This is a genomic window from Thermomonas brevis (assembly GCF_014395425.1).
Taxonomy (GTDB): domain Bacteria; phylum Pseudomonadota; class Gammaproteobacteria; order Xanthomonadales; family Xanthomonadaceae; genus Thermomonas; species Thermomonas brevis.
In genome coordinates this window covers 766,781-790,217 of sequence record NZ_CP060711.1, presented here as the reverse complement: position 1 = coordinate 790,217, position 23,437 = coordinate 766,781, and the positions used below count along the sequence as shown (strand labels likewise).

Here is a 23,437-nt window from a genome sequence, read left to right as displayed (position 1 = left end):
CTGCCACCGGCGCGGGTGCGTGCCGCCCGGGAGCCGCGACGGCGGCGCGGCCCGGAGCGATCGTTTCGGGAGACAGGTCAGATCGCGCGCGAGAAGCGCGGCCGGGCGTCGGGAGCGGGCGGGGCCAAGTATTGGTCGAAGCACATGGCAATGTTACGCAATAGCAGGCGTCCGTGCGACGTCGCTTCGATGCGGCCGGGCAGGAGCCGGATCAGGCCGTCCTCGGCCAGCGGACGCAGGCGTTCCAGCTCGGCCGCGAAATACTCGTTGAAGCTGATCCCGTAGCGGCGCTCCAGCGCGGCCATCGGCACTTCGCCCTGGCACATCAGCGACTGGATCAGGTCGGCGCGCAGCTCGTCGTCCTCGCTCAGGGTCATGCCGCGGAACACCGGTAGCTTGCCGGCGTCGATGGCGGCCTCCCACGAGGGCAGGTCGCGCGGGTTCTGGCTGAAGCTGTTGCCGATGTGGCTGATCGCGGACACGCCCAGGCCGATCAGATCGCTGTCGGCGTGGGTGGTGTAGCCCATGAAGTTGCGGTGCAGGCCGCCGCGCTGCTGCGCCTGGGCGAGGTCGTCGTCGGGCAGGGCGAAGTGGTCCATGCCGATGTAGACGTAGCCGGCGGCGGTGAGTTTCTCCACCGCCAGCTGCAACAGCGCGAGCTTCGCCTCGCCGTCCAGCAGCAGCGCCTCGTCGATCTGCTTCTGCGGCTTGAACAGGTGCGGCATGTGCGCGTAGCTGTACACCGCCAGCCGGTCCGGGCGGATCTCGGTGACGATGTCGAGCGTCCTGCCGAAGCCTTCCAGGTTCTGCCCCGGCAGGCCGTAGATCAGGTCGATGTTGACCGAGCGCAGCCCGGCCTGGCGGCTGGCCTCGACCACCGCACGGGTCTCCTCGACGCTCTGGATGCGGTTGACCGCTTCCTGCACCTTCGGGTCGAAGTCCTGCACGCCCAGGCTGACGCGGTTGAAGCCGATCTTCGCCAGCTCCGGCAGCCAGGCCGGCTCGCAGAAGCGCGGGTCGATCTCGATGGAAATGTCGCGGTCGCCGGCCTCGGCGAAATGGAACTGCCGACGCAGCGTGTCCACCACGTCGCCCAGCTGCGCGGGCGAGAGGAAGTTCGGGGTGCCGCCGCCGAAGTGCAGCTGGATCACCTCGCGGTCGCGGTCGAACAGCGGCGCGATCAGTGCGATCTCGCGCTGCAGCCGCGCCAGGTAGGCCTCGCCGCGCGCCAGGTCGCGGGTGATGATGCGGTTGCAGCCGCAGTAGAAGCAGGGGCTGAAGCAGAACGGCACGTGCACGTACAGCGACAGCCGGCGCGGGATCGGCTCCTCGTTGCTGGCCTGCACGACCTCGCGCAGCGCCGCCTCGCCGAATTCCGCGTTGAACTGGGGCGCGGTCGGGTACGAGGTGTAGCGCGGGCCGGGCCGGTCGTAGCGGCGCAGCAGGCCGGCATCGAAGGCGATGAGCTGGGAATGCATGGGCGCAGCTTAGGCAGGGGCGGGTGGTTGCGAATTGATCCTGGTCAACCGATGGCGATGGGGCTCAGGTCCGGCTCAGACCATACACCGCCGTGTCCAGGCGCGAAACGCCGTCGACGTAACCGGCGTGATCGCGCGGGATCGGGCGGCGCTCGAGCAACTCGATGTCCCAGTCGCCGCCGTACAGGGCGCGGACTTCGTCCTCCGGCACGCTGAATGGCGGGCCGGCGCGTTCGTCCTGCGGATATTCCAGGGTGATGAGCAGGCCGCGGCAGCCGGCGGGAAGACGCGCGTGAAGCTCGCGGACGTAGCGCTGGCGGAGGTCGGATGGCAGCGCGATCAGCGCGGCGCGATCGAACACGGCGGCGCAGTCGGCGAGGATCGCCTCGTCCAGCGCGAAGGCGTCGCCGCAGATCAGTTCGATGTTGCCGGCGCGGTAGTGCGTGCCGTAGCGGGTGGTTGCGATGTCGGGTTGCAGGCCGTGTTCGGCGAAGAGCCGTTCGACGGCGAGCTGCGACAGCTCCACGCCCAGCACCGGGTGGCCCTGCTGCGCCAACCAGAGCATGTCCAGCGATTTGCCGGCCAGCGGCACGAACACCTTCGCACCCGCCGGCATGCCCAGCGCCGGCCAGTGTTTCTGCAACAGCGGCGTGGGCGTGTCCTGGTGGAAGCCGATCCGGTTGTCCTGCCAGCGCTGGTGCCAGAAATCGGGTTGCATGCGATTGCCTCCGTGTTTTTGCTCCCTCCCTTTCGCCGTAGGCGAAGGGGAGGGCTGGGGAGGGGTGCTTTTCACTTTGGCCCGAAAGGCACCCCCTCCCGGCCTCCCCCTTCGCTGCGCGAAAGGGGAGGAGAAATCACTCCACCGCCAGCGCGTCCACCTTCTGCCAGCCGCGCGGCAACAGCCCGCCGCGCGCGCCGCGCGCGCCGACGTAGGGATCCAGCTCCTTGAACGACAGCGTCATCGTGCGACTGCCGGACTTCACCAGCAGCTTGCCCGCGGCCGGCACCACCGCGATCGCCACCACGTGCTCGGTGCCGCGCTTGGCCTTCGGGATCTCGATGATCTTGTTGCCCTTGCCCTTGTCGAGTTCCGGCAGCTCGGACAGCGGGAACGCCAGCACGTGGCCGGCGCTGGTGACCGCGACGATGCGGTCGGTCGCGACGTCGGCCGCCATCGCCGGATGCAGCACGCGCCCGCCTTCCGACAGCGAGAGCAGCGCCTTGCCGGCCTTGTTGCGGCTGGTCAGGTTCTCGAAGCGGGTGACGAAGCCGTAGCCGTGGCTGGAGGCGATCACGAAGCGGGTATCAAAGTCGCCGCTGGCCAGCGCCTGGAAGGTCTCGCCCGGCGCAGGCGCGAAGCGGCCGGTCAGCGGCTCGCCGTTGCCGCGCGCGCTGGGCAGCGTGTGCACGGCGGTCGAATAGCTGCGGCCCGCCGAATCGAGGAAGGCCACCTGCTGGGTGCTGCGCGCGCGTGCGGCCGCCAGCAGGCCGTCGCCCTCGCGGTAGGACAGCGCGGCGGCGTCGATGTCGTGGCCCTTGGCGGCGCGCACCCAGCCCTTTTCGCTGAGCACCACAGTCATCGGCTCGCTCGCCACCAGCTCGGTTTCGTCCAGCGCCTGCGCGGCCTGGCGCGCGACCAGCGGGCTGCGGCGCGCATCGCCGAACTTCCTGGCGTCGGCCAGCAGTTCGTCCTTGACCAGCTTCTTCAGCTTGGCCTTGCTGGCGAGGATCGCGGCGATGCGTTCGCGCTCGGTGGCCAGCTCGTCCTGCTCGCCGCGGATCTTCATTTCCTCCAGCCGCGCGAGCTGCTTCAGCTTGGTGTCGAGGATGTAGTCGGCCTGGTCCTCGGACAGCTGGAAGCGCGCCATCAGCACGGCCTTCGGCTCGTCCTCGGTGCGGATGATGCGGATGACTTCGTCCAGGTTGAGGAAGGCGACCAGCAGGCCTTCCAGCAGGTGCAGGCGGCGCTCGACCTTTTCGAGGCGATGGTTGAGCCGGCGCGTGACGGTGTCCTGCCGGAACGTCAGCCATTCGCCCAGCAGCATCCTCAGGTTCTTGACCTGCGGGCGGCCGTCCAGACCGATTACGTTCATGTTGACCCGGTAGCTCTTCTCCAGGTCGGTGGTGGCGAACAGGTGGCCCATCAGCTGTTCGACGTCCACTCGGTTGCTGCGCGGCACCAGCACGATGCGGGTGGGGTTGGCGTGGTCGGATTCGTCGCGGATGTCTTCCAGCCACGGAAGCTTCTTGGCGCGCATCTGGTTGGCGATCTGCTCGATCACCTTCGACGGCGACACCTGATGCGGCAGTTCGGTGATGACGATGTTGCCCTGCTCCTTGTTGGCACGTTCCTTCACGAACACCGCGCGGGCGCGCACGCTGCCGGTGCCGGTCTCGTACATCGCCAGCAGGTCGGCGGCGGGCGTGATGATCTCGGCGGCGGTCGAATAGTCCGGGCCGCGCACGTGCTCGCACAGGTCGCGCACGGTCGCGTCCGGATCGTCCAGCAGGCGCACGCAGGCGCTGACGATCTCGCCCAGGTTGTGCGGCGGCACGTCGGTCGCCATACCGACCGCAATGCCGGTGGTGCCGTTGAGCAGCAGGTGCGGCAGCCGCGCCGGCAGCCAGGTCGGCTCCTCCAGCGTGCCGTCGAAGTTCGGCGTCCAGTCGGCCGTGCCCTGGCCCAGTTCGCCCAGCAGCACCTCGGCGATCGGCGAGAGCTTGGATTCGGTGTAGCGCATCGCCGCGAACGACTTGGGATCGTCGCTGGAGCCGAAGTTGCCCTGGCCCTCGATCAGCGGATAGCGGTACGAGAACGGCTGCGCCATCAGCACCAGCGCCTCGTAGCAGGCGGAGTCGCCGTGCGGGTGGAACTTGCCGATCACGTCGCCCACGGTGCGGGCGGATTTCTTCGGCTTGGACGCGGCGTTCAAGCCCAGCTCGCTCATTGCGTAGACGATGCGGCGCTGGACCGGTTTCAGACCGTCGCCGATGAAGGGCAGGGCGCGGTCGAGCACCACGTACATCGAGTAGTCGAGGTAGGCGCGCTCGGCGTATTCGCGCAGGGGGATCTGTTCGAAGCCGTGGAAGGTGGAGCGGATGAGGTCGTCGGTCATCCGTCCATTCTAAGGTTTAGCGCGGGTAGGCCGCTCCGGGTTCCTGCACCTTGCCCGCCGGCCGGGTCTGGATGCGCGGGCGCAGCCAGGCGGCGAAGCCGGCTTCGTCGAGGCTGCCTTCGGCCAGTTGCAGCATGGCGATGTACTTGTCTTCCTCGCCGGCCATCAGTTCGCCGTCGTTGAGGGCGATGAACACGCGATAGCAGACGTGCGCAGTGCGCTTGTTGCCATCGACGAACGGGTGGTTGCGCGCCAGTCCGAACGCCAGTGCGGCGGCCAGATCCGCCAGGTCGGGCGGCGGCTCGCCATAGGCGTGGCGCTGTTGCGGACGGGCCAGCGCCGAATCCAGCATGCCCTCGTCGCGCACGCCGCTGCCGCCGCCGTGTTCGGCCAGCTGGCGCTCGTGGATGGCCAGCGCCAGCGCCTTCCCGATCCATACGATCATGGCGGCTTATTGCGCCAGCTTGCGCAGCACCAGGCGATCCTCGCGCATCACCTGCTCGGCCACGTCCATCTGCGCGGCCAGCTGCGGGTCGTAGGCGGTCAGGCGGATGCCGTCCGGAGTCTCCAGCGCGTACAGCGCGTCGCCCTTGTCCAGGTGCAGGCGGGCCAGCAGCTCCTTGGGCAGGATGACCCCGGCGGAATTGCCGATGGCGGTGATCTTGAGCTTCATGGGCATGCTTCGGGCGGAAAGTTATAACCGATGTTATCACTTTCGGTGCCGGCGCAGCGCCCATTCCACGTGCTCGCGCACCACCTTTGATGGATGGTCGCGGCGGCTCGCCAGCGCGGCCAGCGCCTCCGGCGTGGTCGGCGCGTTGCCGAGTGCGATCGCGATGTTGCGCAGCCAGCGCTCGTGCCCGCTGCGGCGGATCGCGCTGCCCTCGCTGCGGCGCAGGAACTCGTCCTCCTCCCAGGCGAACAGTTCCACCAGCGTGGCCTTGTCGAGGTCGTTGCGAACGCGGAAGTCGGGCTCGTCCGCGCGCCTGGCGAACTTGTTCCACGGGCAGACCAGCTGGCAGTCGTCGCAGCCGAAGATGCGGTTGCCGATCAGCGGGCGCAGTTCCTCGTCGATGCTGCCGTCGTGTTCGATGGTGAGATAGGAAATGCAGCGGCGCGCGTCCATCCTGTATGGCGCGACGATGGCCTGCGTCGGGCAGATGTCGATGCAGCGCGTGCAGGTGCCGCAGTGTGCGCTGGCCGGCGGATCGATGGGCAGCGGGATGTCGACAAAGAGTTCGCCGAGGAAGAACCAGCTGCCGCCGTCGCGGTCGATCAGGCAGGTGTGCTTGCCGATCCAGCCCAGGCCGGCGTTGCGCGCCAGCGCGCGTTCCAGCACCGGCGCGGAGTCGGTGAAGGCGCGGTGGCCGAACGGGCCGATCTCCGTCTGCACGGCTTCGGCCAGCCGTTGCAGGCGGTTGCGCATCAGTTTGTGGTAGTCGCGGCCCAGCGCATAGCGGGCGACGTAGGCGCGCTCGCCGTCGCGCAGGTTCTCCCACGCGGCGTCCGGGTCCTTGCCGTAGTCCAGACCGACGGAGATCACCCGCACCGTACCCGGCAGCAGCTCCGCCGGACGCGCGCGCATCGCGCCGTGTCGGGCCATCCACTCCATCGAGCCGTACAGGCCCTGCCCGAGCCAGTCGAGCAGGTGGGTTTCGTCCTCGCGCAGGTCGATGCCGGAAATCCCCACGCGCTGGAAGCCGGCCTCGCGCGCCAGCGCGCGGATGCGGTCGGCGAGCGAGGCGTGGTCGGGGGTCTCCATGGCGCGGAAGTATAGGCGTCGCCTCCATGCCGGCAGTTCGGCGATGGACGCTTCGCGGGTACGATGGCCGCAGCGAATCAGCCTGGAATCGCCGCATGCACGCTCCACTGCCGCTGTTCGATCCCGCCGCGCTGCGCATGCTGGAAGCGCGCGGCACCGCGCATTGCGACGGCGACGCGTTCGCGCTGATGGCCCGCGCCGGGCAGGCGGCGTGGCGCTGCGCGCTGAAGCACTGGCCGCAGGCGATGCGGATCGCGGTGGTGTGCGGGCCGGGCAACAACGGCGGCGACGGCTACGTGCTGGCGCGGCATGCGCGCGAGGCCGGGCGCGACGTGCGCGTGCTGCGCCTGGCAAAACCCGCGAGCGCGCTAGCGCAGCGCGCCTGTGCGGACTATCTGGCCATCGGCGGCGTGATCGATGACACGCTGGGCGATTGCAACCTGATCGTCGACGCGCTGTTCGGCATCGGCCTGTCGCGTGCGCCGGACGCGGACGCCGCCGCGCTGATCGCCGCCGTCAACGCGCACCGCGCGCCGGTGCTGGCGCTGGACGTGCCCAGCGGTATCGACGCGAACAGCGGCAGTGCGCCGGGCGCGGCGGTGGATGCCGACTGCACGCTGCAATTCCTCGCCCGCCATCGCGGGCTGCGCACCGGCGCGGCGCTGGACCGCTGCGGTGAACTGGAGCTGGCGACGCTGGAGCTTCCCGCAACCGTGTTCGACGGCATCGCGCCGGCCGCGCTGGCCTATCGCGCCGATGCCTTGCCCGTGCTCTTCCCGCTGCGTCCGCGCGACAGCCACAAGGGTCGCAACGGCCACGTGTTGTGCATCGGCGGTGATGCCGGCAGCGGCGGCGCGATCCTGCTGGCCGCGCAGGCGGCGCTGCGCAGCGGCGCGGGACTGGTCAGCGTGGCGACCCGCGCGGCGCACGTGCCGGCGCTGCTGGCGCGCTGCCCGGAGGCGATGGTGCATGCGGTCGAGGGCACGGCGGAACTTGCGCCACTACTGGAGCGCGTGGATGTCGTCGCGATCGGGCCCGGACTGGGTCAGGGCGAATGGGGTCGCGCGATGTTCGATGCCGCGCTGGCCTGCGGCAAACCGCGTGTGCTGGATGCCGACGCGCTCAACCTGCTGGCCGCCTCCGGTGCGTCGCTGCGCGCCGGCGACATTGTGACGCCGCATCCGGGCGAGGCCGCGCGCCTGCTCGGCTGCGCCACCGCCGAGGTGCAGCGCGACCGCTTCGCCGCCGCCGCCGCGCTGCATGCGCGGCTAGGCTGCGCGGTGGTGCTGAAGGGCGCGGGCAGCATCGTGCAATCCGAGGACGCCGCGCCGGCGGTGATCTGCGCCGGCAATCCCGGCATGGGCACCGGCGGCATGGGCGACCTGCTGACCGGCGTGGTCGTGTCGCTGCGCGGGCAGGGCTTCGACGCCCATGACGCGGCGGTGGTCGGTGCGCTGCTGCACGCGGCGGCCGGCGACGCCGCCGCGCGCGAGGACGGCGAGCGCGGCCTGCTGCCCTCCGACCTGCTGCCGTGGCTGCGCAGGCTGGCCAATCCGGTGCGACGATAGGCGGATGTCCGATCTCCTCCTTTCCGACGCCGCCGCCACCGAAGCGCTGGGCGCGCGGCTGGCGCAGACCCTGCCCGAGCGCGCCGTTGTCCACCTGCACGGCGACCTCGGCGCCGGCAAATCCACCTTGGCGCGCGCGCTGCTGCGCGCGCTGGGCGTGACCGGCACCATCCGCAGCCCCACCTACACCCTGGTCGAGCAGTACCTGCTGCCCGCCGGCGGGCTGGCCCTGCACCTGGACCTGTACCGCATCGGCAATCCGGGCGAACTGGAGTTCCTCGGGCTGGATCCGGCCGAGGCCCGGCTGTGGCTGGTGGAATGGCCGGAGCGCGGACAGGGCGCGTTGCCGCCGGCCGATCTGGACATCGAACTGGCGGTGGACGGCGACGGCCGCTGCTGCGTCCTGCGCCCGCAAACGGCGGCGGGACGGGCCTGGGCGGAGGCGCTGCGAACCGGTTGAGTTGCGGCCAGAAGCTGCGCGCTGATCGAGAAAGATCGCGCAGGTCACGGATTATTCAGGGAAAAGTGCTTGCGCACCGGGTTCGCAAGTGCTTAACTCCCGGCCATGCGCCTGAGGGGAATCCACATCGAGCAGATCCTGCTGGCAGCCATGCTGCTGGCGGCGCTTTGCTGGAATCTGGCGAATGCCTCGGAAATCAGGCAGTTGCGCATCGAAACCGGGGCCACCGGCACGCGCGCCGAACTGCAGCTCGACAAGGCCGGCGCCTACAAGCTGATCCCGCTCTCCAACCCGGAGCGGCTGGCGGTGGACTTCCCCGACAGCCAGCTGGCGCGCGGCCTGGCGATGCCCGCGGCCGCCGGCATGGTGAAGGCGGTGCGCACCGGCCAGCCGGTGCCGGGCACGGTGCGGGTGGTGTTCGACCTGGCCGGCGCGGTGAAGGCGATCCCCACCACCATCGAAACCGCCGGCACCGGCTACACGCTGGTGCTGGAATGGCCCGGCGACCGTGCGCCGAGGATGACGGCGGCAGTGCCGTCCGTGCCGGCGAAGCAGGAGGCCGCGAAGCCGGAATCCGCCTCCGCGCTTCCGCCCGCGTCCGATCCCATCGCGCAGATCGCCAGCCAGCCGATGCCCGCGGTGGCCGGCACCGATGCGTCCACGCGCTCGCCTGCACCCGCGCCGTCGCCTGCGTCCGATACGCTTCAGCCCGCGCCGCTTCCACCGCCGCCCCGGCTGCCGATGCAGTCCGGCATGCGCCCGCTGGTGGTGGCGATCGACGCCGGCCACGGCGGGCAGGACCCGGGCGCGCACGGCCTGAACGGCACGCGCGAGAAGGACGTCACGCTCGCCATCGCCCGCGAACTGGCGCGGCAGATCAATGCCACGCCGGGATTGAAGGCCTACCTGACCCGCGACAGCGACGTGTTCATCCCGCTCAACCTGCGCGCCCGCCGCGCCAGCGCCAACAAGGCCGACATCTTCCTGTCGATCCACGCCGACGCCGCCGAGAACCGCGGCGCGCGCGGCTCGTCGGTGTACGTGCTTTCGACCCGCGGCGCCTCCTCGCAGCGCGCGCGCTGGCTGGCGGACAAGGAAAACGCGGCCGACGTGATCGGTGGCGAGCGCGTCCGCGCCGCCGACAACACCCTCACCTCGGTGCTGCTCGACCTCACCCAGAGCGGCAACATGAAGGCGTCGGAAGACGCCGCCGAGCACGTGCTGGGCGGCCTCAAGCGGGTCGGCAACAACCACAAGCCGGACGTGGAGCGCGCCAACTTCGCGGTGCTGCGCACCTCCGACAAGATGCCGGCGATGCTGGTGGAGACCGCCTTCATCTCCAATCCCGACGAAGAGAAGCGGCTGACCGACCCGGCGTTCCAGCGCACGTTGGCGAGCGCGATCCTAGACGGCGTCGACCGCTACTTCGCCCGCCAGCCGCCGCCCGGCACGCTGTACGCCGCGCGCGCGCAGGCCAACCAGTCCGCGCAGGTCACGCAGGCGCCCGCCGGCATGACGGGCATCGGCGGCGCGGGCGGCAGTCCGTAACTTCGTCGTCATTCCCGCGAAAGCGGGCCGCTACTGACAGACGAATGTCTGTCCAATCCAGGGACTTTCGCTTTTCAAACGTGTTGAACGTCCTTGGACACACGGCCTGTGCCGTGAGAAGCGGCCCGCTTTCGCGGGAATGACGGGACTTGTTCGGCGGTGTCTTAGAATCCCGGCGTGAGCATCCGCCAACTCCCCGACACCCTCATCAACCAGATCGCCGCCGGCGAAGTCGTCGAACGCCCCGCGTCCGTCGTCAAGGAACTGGTCGAAAACGCGCTGGACGCCGGCGCGAAGCGCATCGACATCGACCTGGAAGAAGGCGGCGTGCGCCTGATCCGCATCCGCGACGACGGCGGCGGCATCGCGTCCGACGAACTGCCGCTGGCGGTCAGCCGCCACGCCACCAGCAAGATTGCTTCCATCGACGATCTTGAGGCAGTGGCGACGCTGGGGTTCCGAGGCGAAGCGCTGCCGTCGGTGGCTTCGGTCAGCCGCTTCCGCCTTGCCTCGCGCCGGCGCGACGCCGAACACGGCGCGGAGTTGCGCATCGACGGTGGCAAGCTCGGCGAGGTCGCGCCGAACGCGCATCCGCACGGCACCACGGTGGAGGTGCGCGACCTGTTCTTCAACGTGCCGGCGCGGCGCAAGTTCTTGCGCGCCGAGCGCACCGAGTTGTCGCACATCGAGGAATGGTTGCGCACGCTGGCGCTGGCGCGGCCCGACGTGGAGATCCGGGTCAGCCACAACGGCAAGCCGTCGCGGCGCTGGAAGGGCGAGGGCAATCTCTTGTCCGACGTGCGCCTGCACGAAGCATTGGGCGAGGAGTTCGCGCGCAACGCGCTGCGCGTGGACCACGCGGGCGCGGGCATGCGCCTGCACGGCTGGATCGCGCAGCCGGCCTACAACCGTGCCAGCGCCGACCAGCAATACCTCTACGTCAACGGCCGCAGCGTGCGCGACCGCAACGTCGCCCACGCGGTGCGGCAGGCATACAGCGACGTGCTGTTCCACGGCCGCCATCCGGCCTATGTGCTGTTCCTCGAACTCGACCCGCGCGGCGTGGACGTGAACGTGCATCCTGCCAAGCACGAGGTGCGCTTCCGCGAGTCGCGCCTCGTCCACGACTTCGTCTACCGCACTTTGCATGCAGCATTGGCGGAAACCCGCGCCGGCAGCATCGCCGCACCCACGCCGCCGATGCACGTCTCCGCCGATGCGCCGCGCTGGTCGATGCCGCCGGCGCCGCAGCAGCAGGCGATGGGCCTGCGCGTCGCCGATGCGCCCGCCGCCTACGCCGCGCTGTACGCGCCGCGCGACGGGTCTGCGCCGATGCAGCCGGCACCCGCGATGCCGATGCCGGACGATGCGCCCGGCGGCATGCCGCCGCTGGGCTTCGCGGTCGCACAGCTGCACGGCATCTACATCCTCGCCGAGAACGCCGACGGCCTGATCGTGGTGGACATGCACGCCGCGCACGAGCGCATCGGCTACGAAAAACTCAAGGCCGCGCACGACGGCGCCGGCCTGCGCACGCAGCCGCTGCTGGTGCCGTCCAGCCTCGCCGTCTCCGAGCGCGAGGCGGAAGTGGCCGAGCGCGAGACCGACACGCTGGCGCAGCTCGGCTTCGAAGTGCAGCGCAGCGGCCCGCAGTCGCTGCTGCTGCGCAGCGTGCCGGCGCTGCTGGCGCACGGCGACGTGGAAGCGCTGCTGCGCGACGTGCTGGCCGACCTGCGCGAACACGGCAGCACCCGCCGCATCGCCGACACCCGCGACGAACTGCTGGCGACCATGGCCTGCCACGGCGCGGTGCGCGCCAACCGCCGCCTGAGCATCCCCGAAATGAACGCCCTGCTGCGCGAGATGGAAGCCACCGAGCGCTCCGGGCAATGCAACCACGGCCGTCCCACCTGGACGCGCTTTTCGCTGGCGGAGATGGACAAATGGTTCCTGCGCGGACGCTGACGCTGCTGGCCGCGGCCCTGCTGGTGGCGGCCTGCGATCGTTCCGCCGGACCCAGCGCGGCGCAGCAGGCCGCGAAGGCGAAGGCCGCCGCCGAGTTCGCCGCGTCCGAACAGGCGTGGCGCGACCAGCGGCTGGCCGAACTGACCAAGCCCGACGGCTGGACCAGCCTGATCGGCCTGCACTGGCTGGATACGGGCACGCACCGCGTCGGCAGCGCCGCCGACAACGGCATCCGCCTGATGATGGGGCCGGCGCACCTCGGCGTGTTCAGCGTGCGCGACGGCAAGGCCCGCTTCGTGGCGGACGCTGCCGTCGCCGTCGATGGCGAGCCCAGCAAGGGCGGCGTGCTGCGCAGCGATGCCGACGAGGGCGGCCCCAGCGTCATCGCGTTCGACGAGGGCAAGGGGCTGGCGACCGTGATCGCGCGCGGCGGCCGGCTGGCGCTGCGAGTCAAGCACGCCGATGCCGGCAGCCGCCTGCATTTCACCGGCCTGGACTATTGGGCCGGCGGACCCGGCTGGCAGGTGCAAGCGCGCTTCATCCCGCATCCGGCCGGCAGGACGCTGCCCATCGCCAACATCATCGGCACCACCGACGAGATCCCCAACCCCGGCGTCGTCGAGTTCACCCGCAATGGCACGCCGTTCCGGCTGGAAGCGCTGGACGAAGGCGAGGGCACCCTGTTCCTGATCTTCGCCGACCGCACCAGCGGCCACGGCAGCTACGGTGCCGGCCGCTTCCTCGACGCGCCGATGCCGGACGCGCAGGGCCGGCTGACGCTCGATTTCAACCGCGCCTACAACCCGCCGTGCGCGTTCACCCCGTTCGCCACCTGCCCGCTGCCGCCGCCGGAGAACCGGCTGAACCTGCGCGTGGAAGCGGGCGAAAAGACCTATCTCAAACCCGCCGCTCCGGCCAAGGACACCTGATGAAACCGCGATTGCTCGCCCTCGCGCTGTGCGCGCTGCTGATCCCCGCCGCCCATGCCGACCAGCCGGCGCAGGACGGCAAGCGGCCGCTGCTGTGGAAGGTGTCCGACGCCGACAATTCGGTCTATCTGCTCGGCTCGTTCCATCTGCTGAAAGCCGACGACTATCCGCTGCCGGCGGAAGTGGACCGCGCCTTCGACGACAGCGCCTCGCTGCTGTTCGAGGTCGATCCGGCGGCGATGACCGCGCCGGAATCGGTGGCGGCGATGCAGAAGTACATGGCCTATGAAGACGGCAAGACCCTGAGCGCGGTGCTGCCCAAGCCCACGCTCGCCAAGCTGGGCACGCTGGTGTCCGCCAGCGGCGGGTCGCTGCAGGCGCTGGAGCACAGCGAGCCGTGGGCGGTGAACCTGGGGCTGGTATTGGGCATCACCCAGGCGATGGGCTTCCGCCCGGAGCTGGGGCTGGACCGCAAGCTAATGGAGCGCGCGCAAGACGCCGGCAAGCCGGCGGCCGGCCTGGAGACCGTGGAAGACCAGATGAAGGCGATGGACGCCGTGCCCTACGCCGAGCAGGCGCAGGGCCTGGAGGAGTTCCTCGACGACCCGCAGAAGTCGATCCGCGAGATGGGCGACATGCACGCCTGGTGGCGTGCCGGCGACGTGGCGAAGCTTGACGCGGAGATGCGCGCGGAAATGGCGCGCAAGACCCCGGAGAGTTACCGCCTGCTCGACGTGGAGCGCAACCAGGCCTGGCTGCCGCAGGTGGAGAAGCGCCTGTCCGACTCGAAGAAGGACAACACGCTGGTGGTGGTCGGCGCGCTGCACCTGCTGGGCGGCGACGGGTTGGTGGAGCAGCTCCGAGCCAAGGGCTATACCGTCGAGCGCATGTGCGACGCCTGCGCGGCGGACTGATCCGTTTTAGACGGGCGAGCCCATTCTGTTCGTGCCGCCGCTCCCGCCTCAGCAGTAGGAGCAGCGGCAGGCTTCGAGCCTGGACGATGCTCCGATGCGCATCAGCGCGGAAAAACCGATCCCAGGATCCGGTCCGCGACTATCCGCCTCGATCCGCGTCCAATGTTCCCCGCGGAAAAGACGCGGCTCACCGCATCACGATGCAGTCCACCGGGCAGGCCGGCACGCACAGCTCGCAGCCGGTGCATAGCGCGTCCAGCACCGTGTGCATGTGCTTCGGGCCGCCGACGATGGCGTCCACCGGGCAGGCCTGGATGCACTTGGTGCAGCCGATGCAGTCGGCCTCGACGATGAAGGCCAGCTGCGCCGGCTTGTGTTCGCCGCGGCTGCGGTCAAAGGGGCGCGGCGCCACGCCCAGCGCCTTCGCCAGCGCGCGCGCGCCGGCATCGCCGCCGGGCGGGCAGTGGTCGGGACCGGCCTCGCCGCGCGCCATCGCCTCGGCATAGGGGCGGCAGCCGTCGAAACCGCATTGCCCACACTGGGTCTGCGGCAGCAGGCGGTCCAGGCGTTCGGCGAGATCGGTCATGGCGCTCCCCACGCGACACCGGCATGCGGGCGCCGGTCCGGCGGCATCGTCCGTCCGCGCACGCCTTCAGACCTGTTCGGCCAGCGGCAGCAGTTCGCGGGTTTCGTGGTGGATGCGCGCATGCAGTGCCTCGAAGACGGCGTCCGCCTCGCGCCGGAACCCGTCCGGATCGGCGGCGATGCGTGCGCCGGCGTTCCAGTGCGTCGCGAAGGCGCGGTAGGCCTCGGCCAGGCCGCCCATGTCCTGCCGGAAGCGCTTGCCGGCGGCAGCGATGTCCAGGTCCGCGGCGTTGGCCAGCGCCGGATACAGCATGCGGTCCTCGATCGACAGATGCAGCCGGATCGTCGCGCTGAGCTTGCCCAGCTCGCCGGAAATCGCGTCGGCGTTCTCCGCGACTCCCACCCGCATGAGCGCGCGCAGCGCGTCGATGCCCGCGAACAGCGCGTCGTGATCGCGCCTGATCTTGCTGGTGTCCATGCAGCCTGCAACGGGAAAAGCGCGGGGAACCGGCGCGCGTTCAGCGCACCGGCATCCCGGGCTGCGCGCCGGCGTCGGCGTCCAGCAGCGCCAGCGCGCCGCCGTCGAACCCGGCGGACAGGATCATGCCCTCGCTGGTGCCGAAGCGCATCTTGCGCGGCGCGAGGTTGGCGATGAACACCACGCTGCGGCCGACGAGTTTTTCAGGCTCGGCATAGCTGGCGCGGATGCCGGAGAAGATCTGCCGCTGGCCGAGATCGCCGGCGTCGAGCAGGAAGCGCAGCAGCTTGTCGCTGCCCTCCACCAAGCCGCATTCCAGCACCTTGCCGATGCGTAGGTCGAGCTTGGCGAAATCGTCGATGCCGATGTGGCCGCCGGTATCGGCGGCCGGCGCGGCGGCGGGCTTGCCCTGTTTCTTCTCCACCGGCTTCGCTTCCGCCTGCTTCGCGGCAGCCGCGGGCGCGGCGAGCGTTTCCTTCGACGCGTCCACCATCGCCTCGATCTGCTTCGGATCGATGCGGGTGAACAGCGGCGCGTAGGCGTTGATGCCGCGCGCCAGCAGCGGCGCGTCGAGGTCGTCCCAGCCCTTCACCGGCGCGGCGAGGAACTCCGCGGCCTGCGCGCTGGTGCGCGGCAGGATCGGCGCCAGCGCGGCGGCCAGCACGCGGAACAGGTTCAGGCCCTGCGTGCACACGCTCTGCAACTGCACGTCCGCACCTTCCTGCTTGGCGATGACCCACGGCTTGTGGTCGTCGATGTACTTGTTGGCCTCGTCGGCCAGCGCCATCGTCTGGCGGATCGCGGCGGCGGCATCGTTGCGCTCATAGGCCTCGCGCACGCCGGCCAGCGCGGACACGAAGCGGTCGTACTGCGCGGGATCGGGCAGCGCATCGGCCAGCCTGCCGCCGAAGCGCTTGTCGATGAAGCCGGCGCAGCGGCTGGCGAGGTTGACGAACTTGCCGACCAGGTCGCTGTTCACCCGCGCGGTGAAATCGGCGAGGTTGAGGTCGAGATCGTCCACGCCGCCGGAGGACTTCGCGGCGAAGTAGTAGCGCAACGCCTCCGGATCGAGGCCGGCGTCGAGATAGGTGCGCGCCATGATGAAGGTGCCGCGCGATTTGCTCATCTTCGCGCCATCGACGGTCAGGTAGCCGTTGACGTGCAGGCGGGTCGGCGCGCGGTGGCCGCTGCCGTGCAGCACCGCCGGCCAGAACAGGCCGTGGAAGTTGACGATGTCCTTGCCGATGAAGTGGTGCAGCTCGGCCTCGCTGTCCGGCGTGAGGAAGGCGTCGAAGTCGATGCCGCTTTTCGCGCACAGGTTCTTGAAGCTGGACAGATAGCCGATCGGCGCGTCCAGCCAGACGTAGAAGTACTTGCCGGGCGCGCCCGGAATCTCGAAGCCGAAATAGGGTGCGTCGCGCGAGATGTCCCACGCGCGCAGGCCGCCGTCGGCGTCCAGCCACTCCATCAGCTTGGCCTTCACGCCGGGCAGCATGGTGTCCCGCGACAGCCAGTCGCGCAGGAAGGCCTCGAAGCGGCCGACCTCGAAGAAGTAGTGCTCGGAATCGCGCAGCTCCGGCGTCGCCCCGGACACCACCGACTTCGGTTCCTTCAGCTCGGTGGGCGAGTAGGTCGCGCCGCAGACTTCGCAGTTGTCGCCGTACTGGTCGGCGGCGCCGCAGTTCGGGCAGATGCCCTTGATGTAGCGGTCGGGCAGGAACATGCCCTTGGCCGGATCAAAGAACTGGGCGACGCTGCGGCGGGCGATGTGGCCGCCGGCGTCGAGGCGCGCGTAGAACCGTTCGGTCAGCTCGCGGTTGGCGGCCGAGTTGGTGGAGTCGTAGTGGTCGAAGGCAACAAAGAACGCCGCGAAGTCGCGCTCGTGCCCGGCCTGGATGGCGGCGATGAAGGCTTCCGGCGTGGTGCCGGCCTTCTCGGCGGCCAGCATGATCGGCGTGCCGTGGGTGTCGTCGGCGCAGACGTAGTGCACCGTGTCGCCGCGCATGCGCCGCGCCCGCACCCAGATGTCGGCCTGGACGTAGCCGACCAGGTGGCCCAGATGCAGCGGGCCGTTGGCGTAGGGCAGGGCGTTGGTGACGAGCGCGGAGCGGGACATGGGCAGGCGGGTTGCAGGGGGATCGGCGATTATCGCACGCGCAAAACGACGAAACCCCGGCGCGGCCGGGGTTTCGGAGATCGCTGAAGCCTGCGGTCAGTCCGCGCGCACCCAGGTCGCGGTGCGGCAGATGAAGGCCACGCAGCCCTTCACTTCCAGCTTCTTGCCGCCGTCGATCAGCTTGACCGACTTGGCGTTGAAGTTGCGGTCTTCCGACGGCTTGTAGCCGTTGCCGCCGCCCCAGGTGCCGTCCGGCTGGGCCTTCAGGTTCCACAGGGTGACGATGCCGACGTAGGGCTTGCCCTTGTACTGGCCGCTGCATTCGTCGCAGTTGGCCGGCATGCCGAGGTTCTCGGTGATCTTCGCCGCCAGCGTGCCGTTCTTGGCCTCGTAGATTTCCGAGATGGTCATCGCCTTGCCGGTCTTGTCGTCCAGCGTCTTCCACTTGCCGACCGGCGAGGCGTGGTGCTGCGCGGTGGCCGCGAACGAAAGCGAGGCCAGCACCGCCGCCAGGATCATCTTGCGCATGTACGTTCCCTCCCGGGGATCAGCGGGACGCGGCGCGCCCCTTGCGGGCTTTTATACCCCATCCGAAGGCGTATGGAAGGTGCCGCCCGCCCGGCCCGGTGCCGGGAGTTCAGGCAAAAAAGAACCCCGCCTCGCGGCGGGGTCCAGGGTGTCGCGATGGCGCGGGCGGATCACTTGCCCTTGCCGAAGCTCCACTTGGCTTCGATGTAGTAGGCGCGGCCCAGTGCGTCGAAGTTGTAGCTGTTGTACGGCTCGTCGCTGGTGCCCGGATAGGAACGGGTGTCCATGTCGGGCATGCGGTTGGCGATGTTGTTGACCATCAGCGACACGGTCAGGTCGTTGGTGACGTTGAAGTTCACGCTGCCGTTGACCGTGGTGTACGAACCTAGGCGGCCGCCGCCGGCGAACGCGTAGCCCTTCGGGTCGAGGGTGGCGCTGTAGTTCGGGGTCGGGCCGAGGTAGTTGGCGTACAGCGTGGTCGTCCAGCGATCCTTGTTCCAGCTGGCCGAGGCACTGGCCTTGTACTTGGCGTCGGTGCTCCAGTACGGGTCGCTCAGCGCGTCGCGGACCGGGTCGGTCGGGTAGGTCTGGATCTCGTGCTTGAGGTTGCGCGTCCACGAACCGGCCAGGTTGAGCAGGCCGAAATTGCCCAGCTCCACGCTGTAGTTGGTGTCCACGGTCACCGCGTTCAGCGTTTCCTTGGCGACGTTGACCTTGTCCAGGCTGATCGATTCCACGTTGCCGCTGACGTCGCGGACGATCTGGTTGCCCGCCGCGACGCAGGTGCCGGAATCCGCCGGCAGCTTGCCGAGGCGGCAGTTGGCCTCGTCACGCAGCAGCTGGTCCACGTCCTGCAGCGCCACTTCGTTGCGGATGTCCCAGTGGTGGAAGTCGGCGCTGAGCGAGAACTTCGCGGTCGGCGCCCACACCACGCCGTAGCTCCACACGGTGGCGTTGATCGGCTTCAGGTCCGGGTTGCCGGACTGCTCGCCGAAGTACTGCATCTCGGAGTACTGGCTCGGGCAGTTCGTCACCTGGCCGGCATCGAAGCCCAACAGGGCGCAGTTGTAGTAGTCGACCGCCTTGCCGTAGAAGCCGCTGGCGCCCTGGAACTGGTCTGCCAGGGTCGGCGCCTTGAACGCGGTGCCGTACTTGCCGCGCAGCAGCAGCGATTCGAACGGGCGGTATTCCAGGCCCAGCGAATAGGTCGGCTTGGAAATCTCGGTGCCGGCCATGCGGAAGCCGTCGTAGCGCGCCGAGGCGGACACGGTCAGCTGTTCCCACACCGGCAGGCGCAGCTCGCCGGTCAGCGCGTAGCGCGAACGCTGGCCCTTGCCGCTGACGCCGGTCAGGCCCCAGATGTCGCCGTTCGTCAGGCGCGCGTCGGGCTCGTAGCTCCAGCCCTGGGTGCCCGCTTCCACGGCCACCGCCATGCCGGCGTCGCCGCCCGGCAGCGAGAACAGGGCGCCGTTGGTGAACTGCGCGCGCAGCATGTTGTCGTAGGTGCGGCTGCGCGAGCGCACGTAGGTGGAGATGCCGGCGAAGTCTTCCGGCGACATCAGCGTGTAGAACGCGGCGTAGTCCGGGGTGAACACCGGGTAGGCGTCGTAGTTCGGATCCCAGCCCTGCTGCTCGCCCAGCACGCGGTCCAGGAAGTACGTGTCCACCTTGTCGGCCAGCAGCGCCTGGCTGATTTCGGTCAGCTTGTACTCGGTGCGGGTCAGGCTGAGGTCGTAGTCCCAGTTCGAGTCTTCGCTCAGGGTGCCGTTCACGCCGAAGGTGACGGAGTAGGAGCTGCTCTTGTTCTGGTCGTTGTGGTCGTTCCAGTTGCCCACTTCTTCCGGCGCGAACGCGCGCTGCAGGTTCAGCAGCTTGCCCTGGTTCGGGTCGTAGTAGGCGCCGAAGCCCACTTCGGTGCCCCACCACAGGTAGCCGGAGCCGCTGTTGTATTCCACCTTCTCGTGGTTCAGCAGCACGTCGGCGTAGGCCTGGGCGAGGTCGTTGAGATCAAAGGTGGAATGCGCGTAGACCTGCGCCGATTCCTTGCTGTTCTTCAGGGTGCGGTAGCCCGGGGTCCACTGCGAACCGCAGTAGTCGCCCTTGCCGTCGCGGCTCTGCTTGCCCTCGGTGCCGCCGAAGGCGCTGCCGAGGTTGGCGCAGTTGGCCGGGTCGAGGAACACGTAGCTGTAGTCGTTCTCGACGTCGAGGATCGTCCAGTCGCGGCTGGCGACCGGCGCGGCGCCGTTGCGGGCATCGACGTTGAACTGCTGGGTCAGGTCGCGTTGCGACGCCCACACCGGGTCGGCCTTCTCGGCCTGCACGCCCAGCAGGGTGTTCCAGCGGCCGCCGGCGCCGTTGACGCTGGTGGCGAAGCTGACGCGGCCGCTCTGGCCGCCGCCCTTCTCGTAGCCGCCGATGCGGCCGCTCAGCACGCTGCCTTCGATGTTCTTCTTGAGGATGATGTTGACCACGCCGGCGATGGCGTCCGAGCCGTACAGCGAGGACTGGCCGCCCGGCAGGATCTCGATGCGGTCCACCAGATCGACCGGGATGCCGCTGATGTTGTTGAACACGTCGGAGCCGTTGTACAGCGCCGGGTAGTTGGCCATCGGGCGGCCGTCGATCAGGTACTTCACGTAGCTGGCGGACAGACCGAACAGGCTCAGGGTGTCGGCGCCCTGGGTGAAGCCGCCGGAGCTCTGGCTGTTCTGCACGCCGCCGGTGGCGAACGAGCTCTTCTGCAGCACTTCGGCCACGTTGTTGAAGCCGCGGGCCTTGATGTCCTCGGCGGAAATGATGGTGACCGGGACGAAGGTTTCGACCTGGGTCTGCGGGATCAGCGAGCCGGTGACGACGACCTTGTCCAGCTCCTTGGCCTGCTGGGCGGGGGCATCGGCGGGCGCCTGCGACTGGGCGAAGGCGGTGGCGGGCAGCAATGCGGCGGCAAGCGCCAGCGCCAGCGGGCGACGGTGGGATACGAACATGGGGGGACTTCCTTTGGTCTTCTTCTTCGATCTTGTTGTGGACATGCGCGACGGATGCGGGGCGCATGCGTCTCCGGACACGGAGGCAACGGAACCTAACATCCGATTAACATCCGATCCCTGAACGCACGAAGCGGTTTTGTATTGACTGCTCTTTGCAGATCGTGCGAAGCGCGCGCGTCGCCGGAGAGGCGGTCGGCTGCATCGCGCGGATGACGGGAATCAAGGGGAAGCGGGGACGGCTTCGCTAGAATCGACGCACTCCCCACGCGTCATTCCGCCATGTCCCGCCTGCCTTCCCACGCCGTCCAGGGCGAGCTGAAACCGCTCGCCAACGTCCGCAACGTCATCGCCGTCGGCTCCGGCAAGGGCGGGGTGGGCAAGTCCACCACCGCGGTGAACCTGGCGCTGGCGCTGGCGGCGGAGGGGCTGAAGGTCGGCATCCTCGACGCCGACGTGTACGGCCCCAGCGTGCCGATGATGCTGGGCCTGTCCGGCCGGCCCGACAGCCCGGACGGCAAGAGCATCACGCCGATGCGCGCGCATGGGGTGGAGGCGATGTCGATCGGCCTGCTGGTCGATCAGGATGCGCCGATGATCTGGCGCGGGCCGATGGCGACGCAGGCGCTGAACCAGCTGCTCAACGACACCCGCTGGGGCGACCTCGACGTGCTGGTGGTGGACCTGCCGCCGGGCACCGGCGACATCCAGCTGACCATGGCGCAGAAGATCCCGGTGGCCGGCGCGGTGATCGTGACCACGCCGCAGGACATCGCCACGCTGGACGCGCGCAAGGCGCTGCGGATGTTCGAGAAGGTCGCCATCCCGGTGCTGGGCGTGGTCGAGAACATGGCGGTGCACGTCTGCGGCAACTGCGGCCACGCCGAGCGCATCTTCGGTGAGGGCGGTGCGAAGCGGATGTCCGAGCAGTACGGCGTGCCGCAGCTGGGCGCGCTGCCGCTGGAGATCGGCATCCGCGAGCAGGGCGATGCCGGCACGCCAATCGTGATTGCCCAGCCCGAATCGCCCGCCGCGCAGGCATACCGCGACGCCGCGCGGGCGCTGCTGGCCGAGCTGGACAAGCGGCCGAAGGTGCGCGCCGGGATCATGGCCTCGCTGCTGGGCGGCTGATGATTGCCCCCTCCCTTTCGCCATTGGCGAAGGGAAGGGTTGGGGAGGGGTGCTTTTCCCGTGCCCGGCGCGACCCCCTCCCGGGCTTCTCCTTGCGCTGTGCGCAAAGGGGAGGAGCGGAACACCCTACAATCGCCACCTTTCGATCCGAGGAAACCGCATGAGCATCAAGAGCGACCGCTGGATCCGCCGCATGGCCGAGCAGCACGGCATGCTGGAGCCGTACGAGCCCGGCCAGGTCAAGCAGGTGGACGGCCAGCGCATCGTCAGCTACGGCACTTCCAGCTACGGCTACGACGTGCGCTGCTCGCGCGAGTTCAAGGTGTTCACCAACATCAATTCGACCATTGTCGATCCTAAGCACTTCGACCCCAAGAGCTTCGTGGACGTGGTGGCGGACGAGTGCATCATCCCGCCCAACTCCTTCGCGCTGGCGCGCACGGTCGAGTACTTCCGCATCCCGCGCGACACGCTGGTGGTCTGCCTCGGCAAGAGCACCTACGCGCGCTGCGGGATCATCGTCAACGTGACGCCGCTGGAGCCGGAGTGGGAAGGCCACGTCACCCTGGAGTTCTCCAACACCACGCCGCTGCCGGCGCGCATCTACGCGAACGAGGGCGTCGCGCAGATGCTGTTCTTCCAGGCCGATGCCGACGACGTCTGCGAGACCAGCTACAAGGATCGCGGCGGCAAGTACCAGGGCCAGACCGGGGTCACCCTGCCGCGCACGTAAGCGCGGTCAGGCCAGCGCGGCGCGCAGCGCGCCGACCCGCTCCACCAGGTCTTCCGGCGCGTAGGCGCGCGCGTTCGCCGCGCCCCAGACCGGGCGCGGCCAGGCGATGTCGTCGGTGTAGCGGGCGATGACGTGCACGTGCAGCTGCGGCACCAGATTGCCCAGCGCGGCGACGTTGAGCTTGTGCGGCTTGAACAGCGCCTTCAGCGCGCGCGCCGCGGCGTCGATTTCCCGCGTCAGCTGCGCGCGCTGGGCGTCATCCAGGTCGAGGATCTCCACCGCGCCGGCCACCCGCGGCACCAGCACCAGCCACGGATGGTTGGCGTCGTCCATCAGCCGCACTTCGCACAGTTTCAGGTCGATGACCGGCGCGGTGTCGTCGGCCAGCCGCGGGTCCAGGTGCCAGGCGCTCATCGCAGGTGCTCCGTGAAGAAGGCCAGTGTACGCCGCCATGCCAGCGCGGCGGCCTCGGGCTGATAGGGCGGTTCGGGATCGCGGTTGAAGGCGTGGCCGGCATCGTCGTAGGCGAAGACCTGCGCCTGCGGCTGCTTTCGGCGGTGCGCCTCCACCGCGTCCGGCGGGATGCTCGCGTCGAGGCCGCCGAAGTGGAACATCAGCGGCGCGCGCGCGGGTTCGTCGAGGAAGCCGACGTTGCGCGCGCCGTAATAGCTCACCGCCGGCAGGCCGAGCCGGGTGGCGGAGAGGAAGGCGACGCTGCCGCCCCAGCAGAAGCCGACCACGCCCACCGCCAGCCCCTGGTTCCGCAGCGTTCGCGCGGCTTCGTCCACCACGTCCAGCGCGCAGTCCAGCCCCAGCTTGTCCACCAGCTCGCGTCCGCGCCGGGTGCCGTCGGCGTCGTAGGCCAGTTCCGTGCCGGGTTCGATCAGGTCGAAGAACGCCGGTGCCAGCGCGGTGAAGCCCGCCTCGGCCAGCCGCTCGCAGACGGCGCGGATGTGCGCGGTGACGCCGAAGATTTCCTGCACCACCACCACGGCCCCGCGCGATTCGCCTTCGGGCCGCGCCAGCCAGGCCTGCACCGCGCCGCAGGGAGTGAAGAGGGTTTGCCATTCGCCCATGCGATTCTCCTCGGCGCGCGCGGCGAGCGGGGCGCGGCGCCATCGGTCTGGCGGGGCGGCGGGGGC

At 69.5% G+C, this 23,437-nt stretch carries 21 protein-coding genes; 8 read left to right on the top strand and 13 right to left on the bottom strand.

All coding sequences use genetic code 11. From position 1 onward, the window contains the following. Positions 1-77 precede the first annotated feature (77 nt). The 6 genes from hemN to queG all read right to left on the bottom strand — a co-directional run bounded on the left by hemN (position 78) and on the right by queG (position 6,356). Complete coding sequence (gene hemN / locus H9L17_RS03630) at positions 78-1,478, bottom strand: oxygen-independent coproporphyrinogen III oxidase (protein ID WP_187571001.1); 1,401 nt, start codon at positions 1,476-1,478, stop codon at positions 78-80. A 64-nt stretch (positions 1,479-1,542) separates the two neighbouring features. Then, the gene (locus tag H9L17_RS03625; protein ID WP_187571000.1) at positions 1,543-2,196 is read right to left on the bottom strand and encodes a thiopurine S-methyltransferase; all 654 of its coding nucleotides are present in this window, start codon (positions 2,194-2,196) and stop codon (positions 1,543-1,545) included. A 136-nt stretch (positions 2,197-2,332) separates the two neighbouring features. Continuing rightward, entirely contained in the window at positions 2,333-4,594 is a 2,262-nt protein-coding gene (gene parC / locus H9L17_RS03620; protein ID WP_187570999.1) for a DNA topoisomerase IV subunit A, read from the bottom strand. A gap of 16 nt (positions 4,595-4,610) precedes the next feature. Beyond that, positions 4,611-5,039, bottom strand: coding sequence for a type II toxin-antitoxin system death-on-curing family toxin (locus tag H9L17_RS03615; protein ID WP_187570998.1), 429 nt, complete (start codon positions 5,037-5,039; stop codon positions 4,611-4,613). A 6-nt stretch (positions 5,040-5,045) separates the two neighbouring features. Next, positions 5,046-5,267 (bottom strand): AbrB/MazE/SpoVT family DNA-binding domain-containing protein, encoded by a 222-nt coding sequence (locus H9L17_RS03610; RefSeq protein WP_187570997.1) that lies wholly within the window; start codon positions 5,265-5,267, stop codon positions 5,046-5,048. 36 nt (positions 5,268-5,303) lie between these two features. Then, positions 5,304-6,356, bottom strand: a complete 1,053-nt coding sequence (gene queG, locus H9L17_RS03605) for a tRNA epoxyqueuosine(34) reductase QueG (protein ID WP_187570996.1) — start codon at positions 6,354-6,356, stop codon at positions 5,304-5,306. Between the two features lie 95 nt (positions 6,357-6,451). Here queG and H9L17_RS03600 point away from each other — a divergent pair, with 95 nt between their 5' ends. The 6 genes from H9L17_RS03600 to H9L17_RS03575 all read left to right on the top strand — a co-directional run bounded on the left by H9L17_RS03600 (position 6,452) and on the right by H9L17_RS03575 (position 13,740). Further along, a complete protein-coding gene (locus H9L17_RS03600) occupies positions 6,452-7,924 on the top strand; it encodes an NAD(P)H-hydrate dehydratase (RefSeq protein WP_187570995.1) in 1,473 nt (490 codons plus the stop codon). 4 nt (positions 7,925-7,928) lie between these two features. After that, positions 7,929-8,384, top strand: coding sequence for a tRNA (adenosine(37)-N6)-threonylcarbamoyltransferase complex ATPase subunit type 1 TsaE (gene tsaE / locus H9L17_RS03595; RefSeq protein WP_187570994.1), 456 nt, complete (start codon positions 7,929-7,931; stop codon positions 8,382-8,384). A gap of 150 nt (positions 8,385-8,534) precedes the next feature. Then, entirely contained in the window at positions 8,535-9,932 is a 1,398-nt protein-coding gene (locus H9L17_RS03590; RefSeq protein ID WP_246455197.1) for an N-acetylmuramoyl-L-alanine amidase, read from the top strand. Positions 9,933-10,109: 177 nt separating this feature from the next. Next, positions 10,110-11,897: a DNA mismatch repair endonuclease MutL gene (mutL, locus tag H9L17_RS03585; RefSeq protein WP_187570992.1), complete on the top strand. Its 1,788-nt coding sequence runs from the start codon at positions 10,110-10,112 to the stop codon at positions 11,895-11,897. After that, on the top strand, positions 11,876-12,826 hold the full coding sequence (locus H9L17_RS03580) for a DUF1684 domain-containing protein (protein ID WP_187570991.1): 951 nt from the start codon (positions 11,876-11,878) through the stop codon (positions 12,824-12,826). The genes mutL and H9L17_RS03580 overlap by 22 nt, the downstream gene beginning before the upstream one ends. Beyond that, positions 12,826-13,740 (top strand): TraB/GumN family protein, encoded by a 915-nt coding sequence (locus tag H9L17_RS03575; RefSeq protein ID WP_187570990.1) that lies wholly within the window; start codon positions 12,826-12,828, stop codon positions 13,738-13,740. The genes H9L17_RS03580 and H9L17_RS03575 overlap by 1 nt, the downstream gene beginning before the upstream one ends. A 187-nt stretch (positions 13,741-13,927) precedes the next feature. On the opposite strand, the gene rnfB is transcribed toward H9L17_RS03575, so the two are convergent. The 5 genes from rnfB to H9L17_RS03550 all read right to left on the bottom strand — a co-directional run bounded on the left by rnfB (position 13,928) and on the right by H9L17_RS03550 (position 20,431). Then, positions 13,928-14,326, bottom strand: coding sequence for an Rnf electron transport complex subunit RnfB (gene rnfB, locus H9L17_RS03570; RefSeq protein ID WP_187570989.1), 399 nt, complete (start codon positions 14,324-14,326; stop codon positions 13,928-13,930). 66 nt (positions 14,327-14,392) lie between these two features. Further along, positions 14,393-14,803: a hemerythrin domain-containing protein gene (locus tag H9L17_RS03565; RefSeq protein ID WP_187570988.1), complete on the bottom strand. Its 411-nt coding sequence runs from the start codon at positions 14,801-14,803 to the stop codon at positions 14,393-14,395. Positions 14,804-14,843: 40 nt separating this feature from the next. After that, a complete protein-coding gene (gene metG, locus H9L17_RS03560) occupies positions 14,844-16,919 on the bottom strand; it encodes a methionine--tRNA ligase (protein ID WP_187570987.1) in 2,076 nt (691 codons plus the stop codon). Between the two features lie 96 nt (positions 16,920-17,015). Next, entirely contained in the window at positions 17,016-17,447 is a 432-nt protein-coding gene (locus tag H9L17_RS03555) for a DUF2147 domain-containing protein (RefSeq protein ID WP_187570986.1), read from the bottom strand. A 170-nt stretch (positions 17,448-17,617) separates the two neighbouring features. Then, positions 17,618-20,431 (bottom strand): TonB-dependent receptor plug domain-containing protein, encoded by a 2,814-nt coding sequence (locus H9L17_RS03550; RefSeq protein WP_187570985.1) that lies wholly within the window; start codon positions 20,429-20,431, stop codon positions 17,618-17,620. A gap of 282 nt (positions 20,432-20,713) precedes the next feature. Between H9L17_RS03550 and apbC the strand changes: the two genes are divergently transcribed. Further along, positions 20,714-21,562: an iron-sulfur cluster carrier protein ApbC gene (gene apbC, locus H9L17_RS03545; protein ID WP_187570984.1), complete on the top strand. Its 849-nt coding sequence runs from the start codon at positions 20,714-20,716 to the stop codon at positions 21,560-21,562. Positions 21,563-21,722: 160 nt separating this feature from the next. After that, on the top strand, positions 21,723-22,295 hold the full coding sequence (dcd, locus tag H9L17_RS03540) for a dCTP deaminase (RefSeq protein ID WP_187570983.1): 573 nt from the start codon (positions 21,723-21,725) through the stop codon (positions 22,293-22,295). A 6-nt stretch (positions 22,296-22,301) separates the two neighbouring features. On the opposite strand, the gene H9L17_RS03535 is transcribed toward dcd, so the two are convergent. Together H9L17_RS03535 and H9L17_RS03530 are read right to left on the bottom strand one after the other, a co-directional pair. Then, positions 22,302-22,709: an HIT domain-containing protein gene (locus H9L17_RS03535; protein WP_187570982.1), complete on the bottom strand. Its 408-nt coding sequence runs from the start codon at positions 22,707-22,709 to the stop codon at positions 22,302-22,304. Further along, positions 22,706-23,371 (bottom strand): dienelactone hydrolase family protein, encoded by a 666-nt coding sequence (locus H9L17_RS03530; RefSeq protein ID WP_187570981.1) that lies wholly within the window; start codon positions 23,369-23,371, stop codon positions 22,706-22,708. Before H9L17_RS03530 ends, H9L17_RS03535 begins: the two co-directional genes overlap by 4 nt. Between the last annotated feature and the right edge of the window lie 66 nt (positions 23,372-23,437).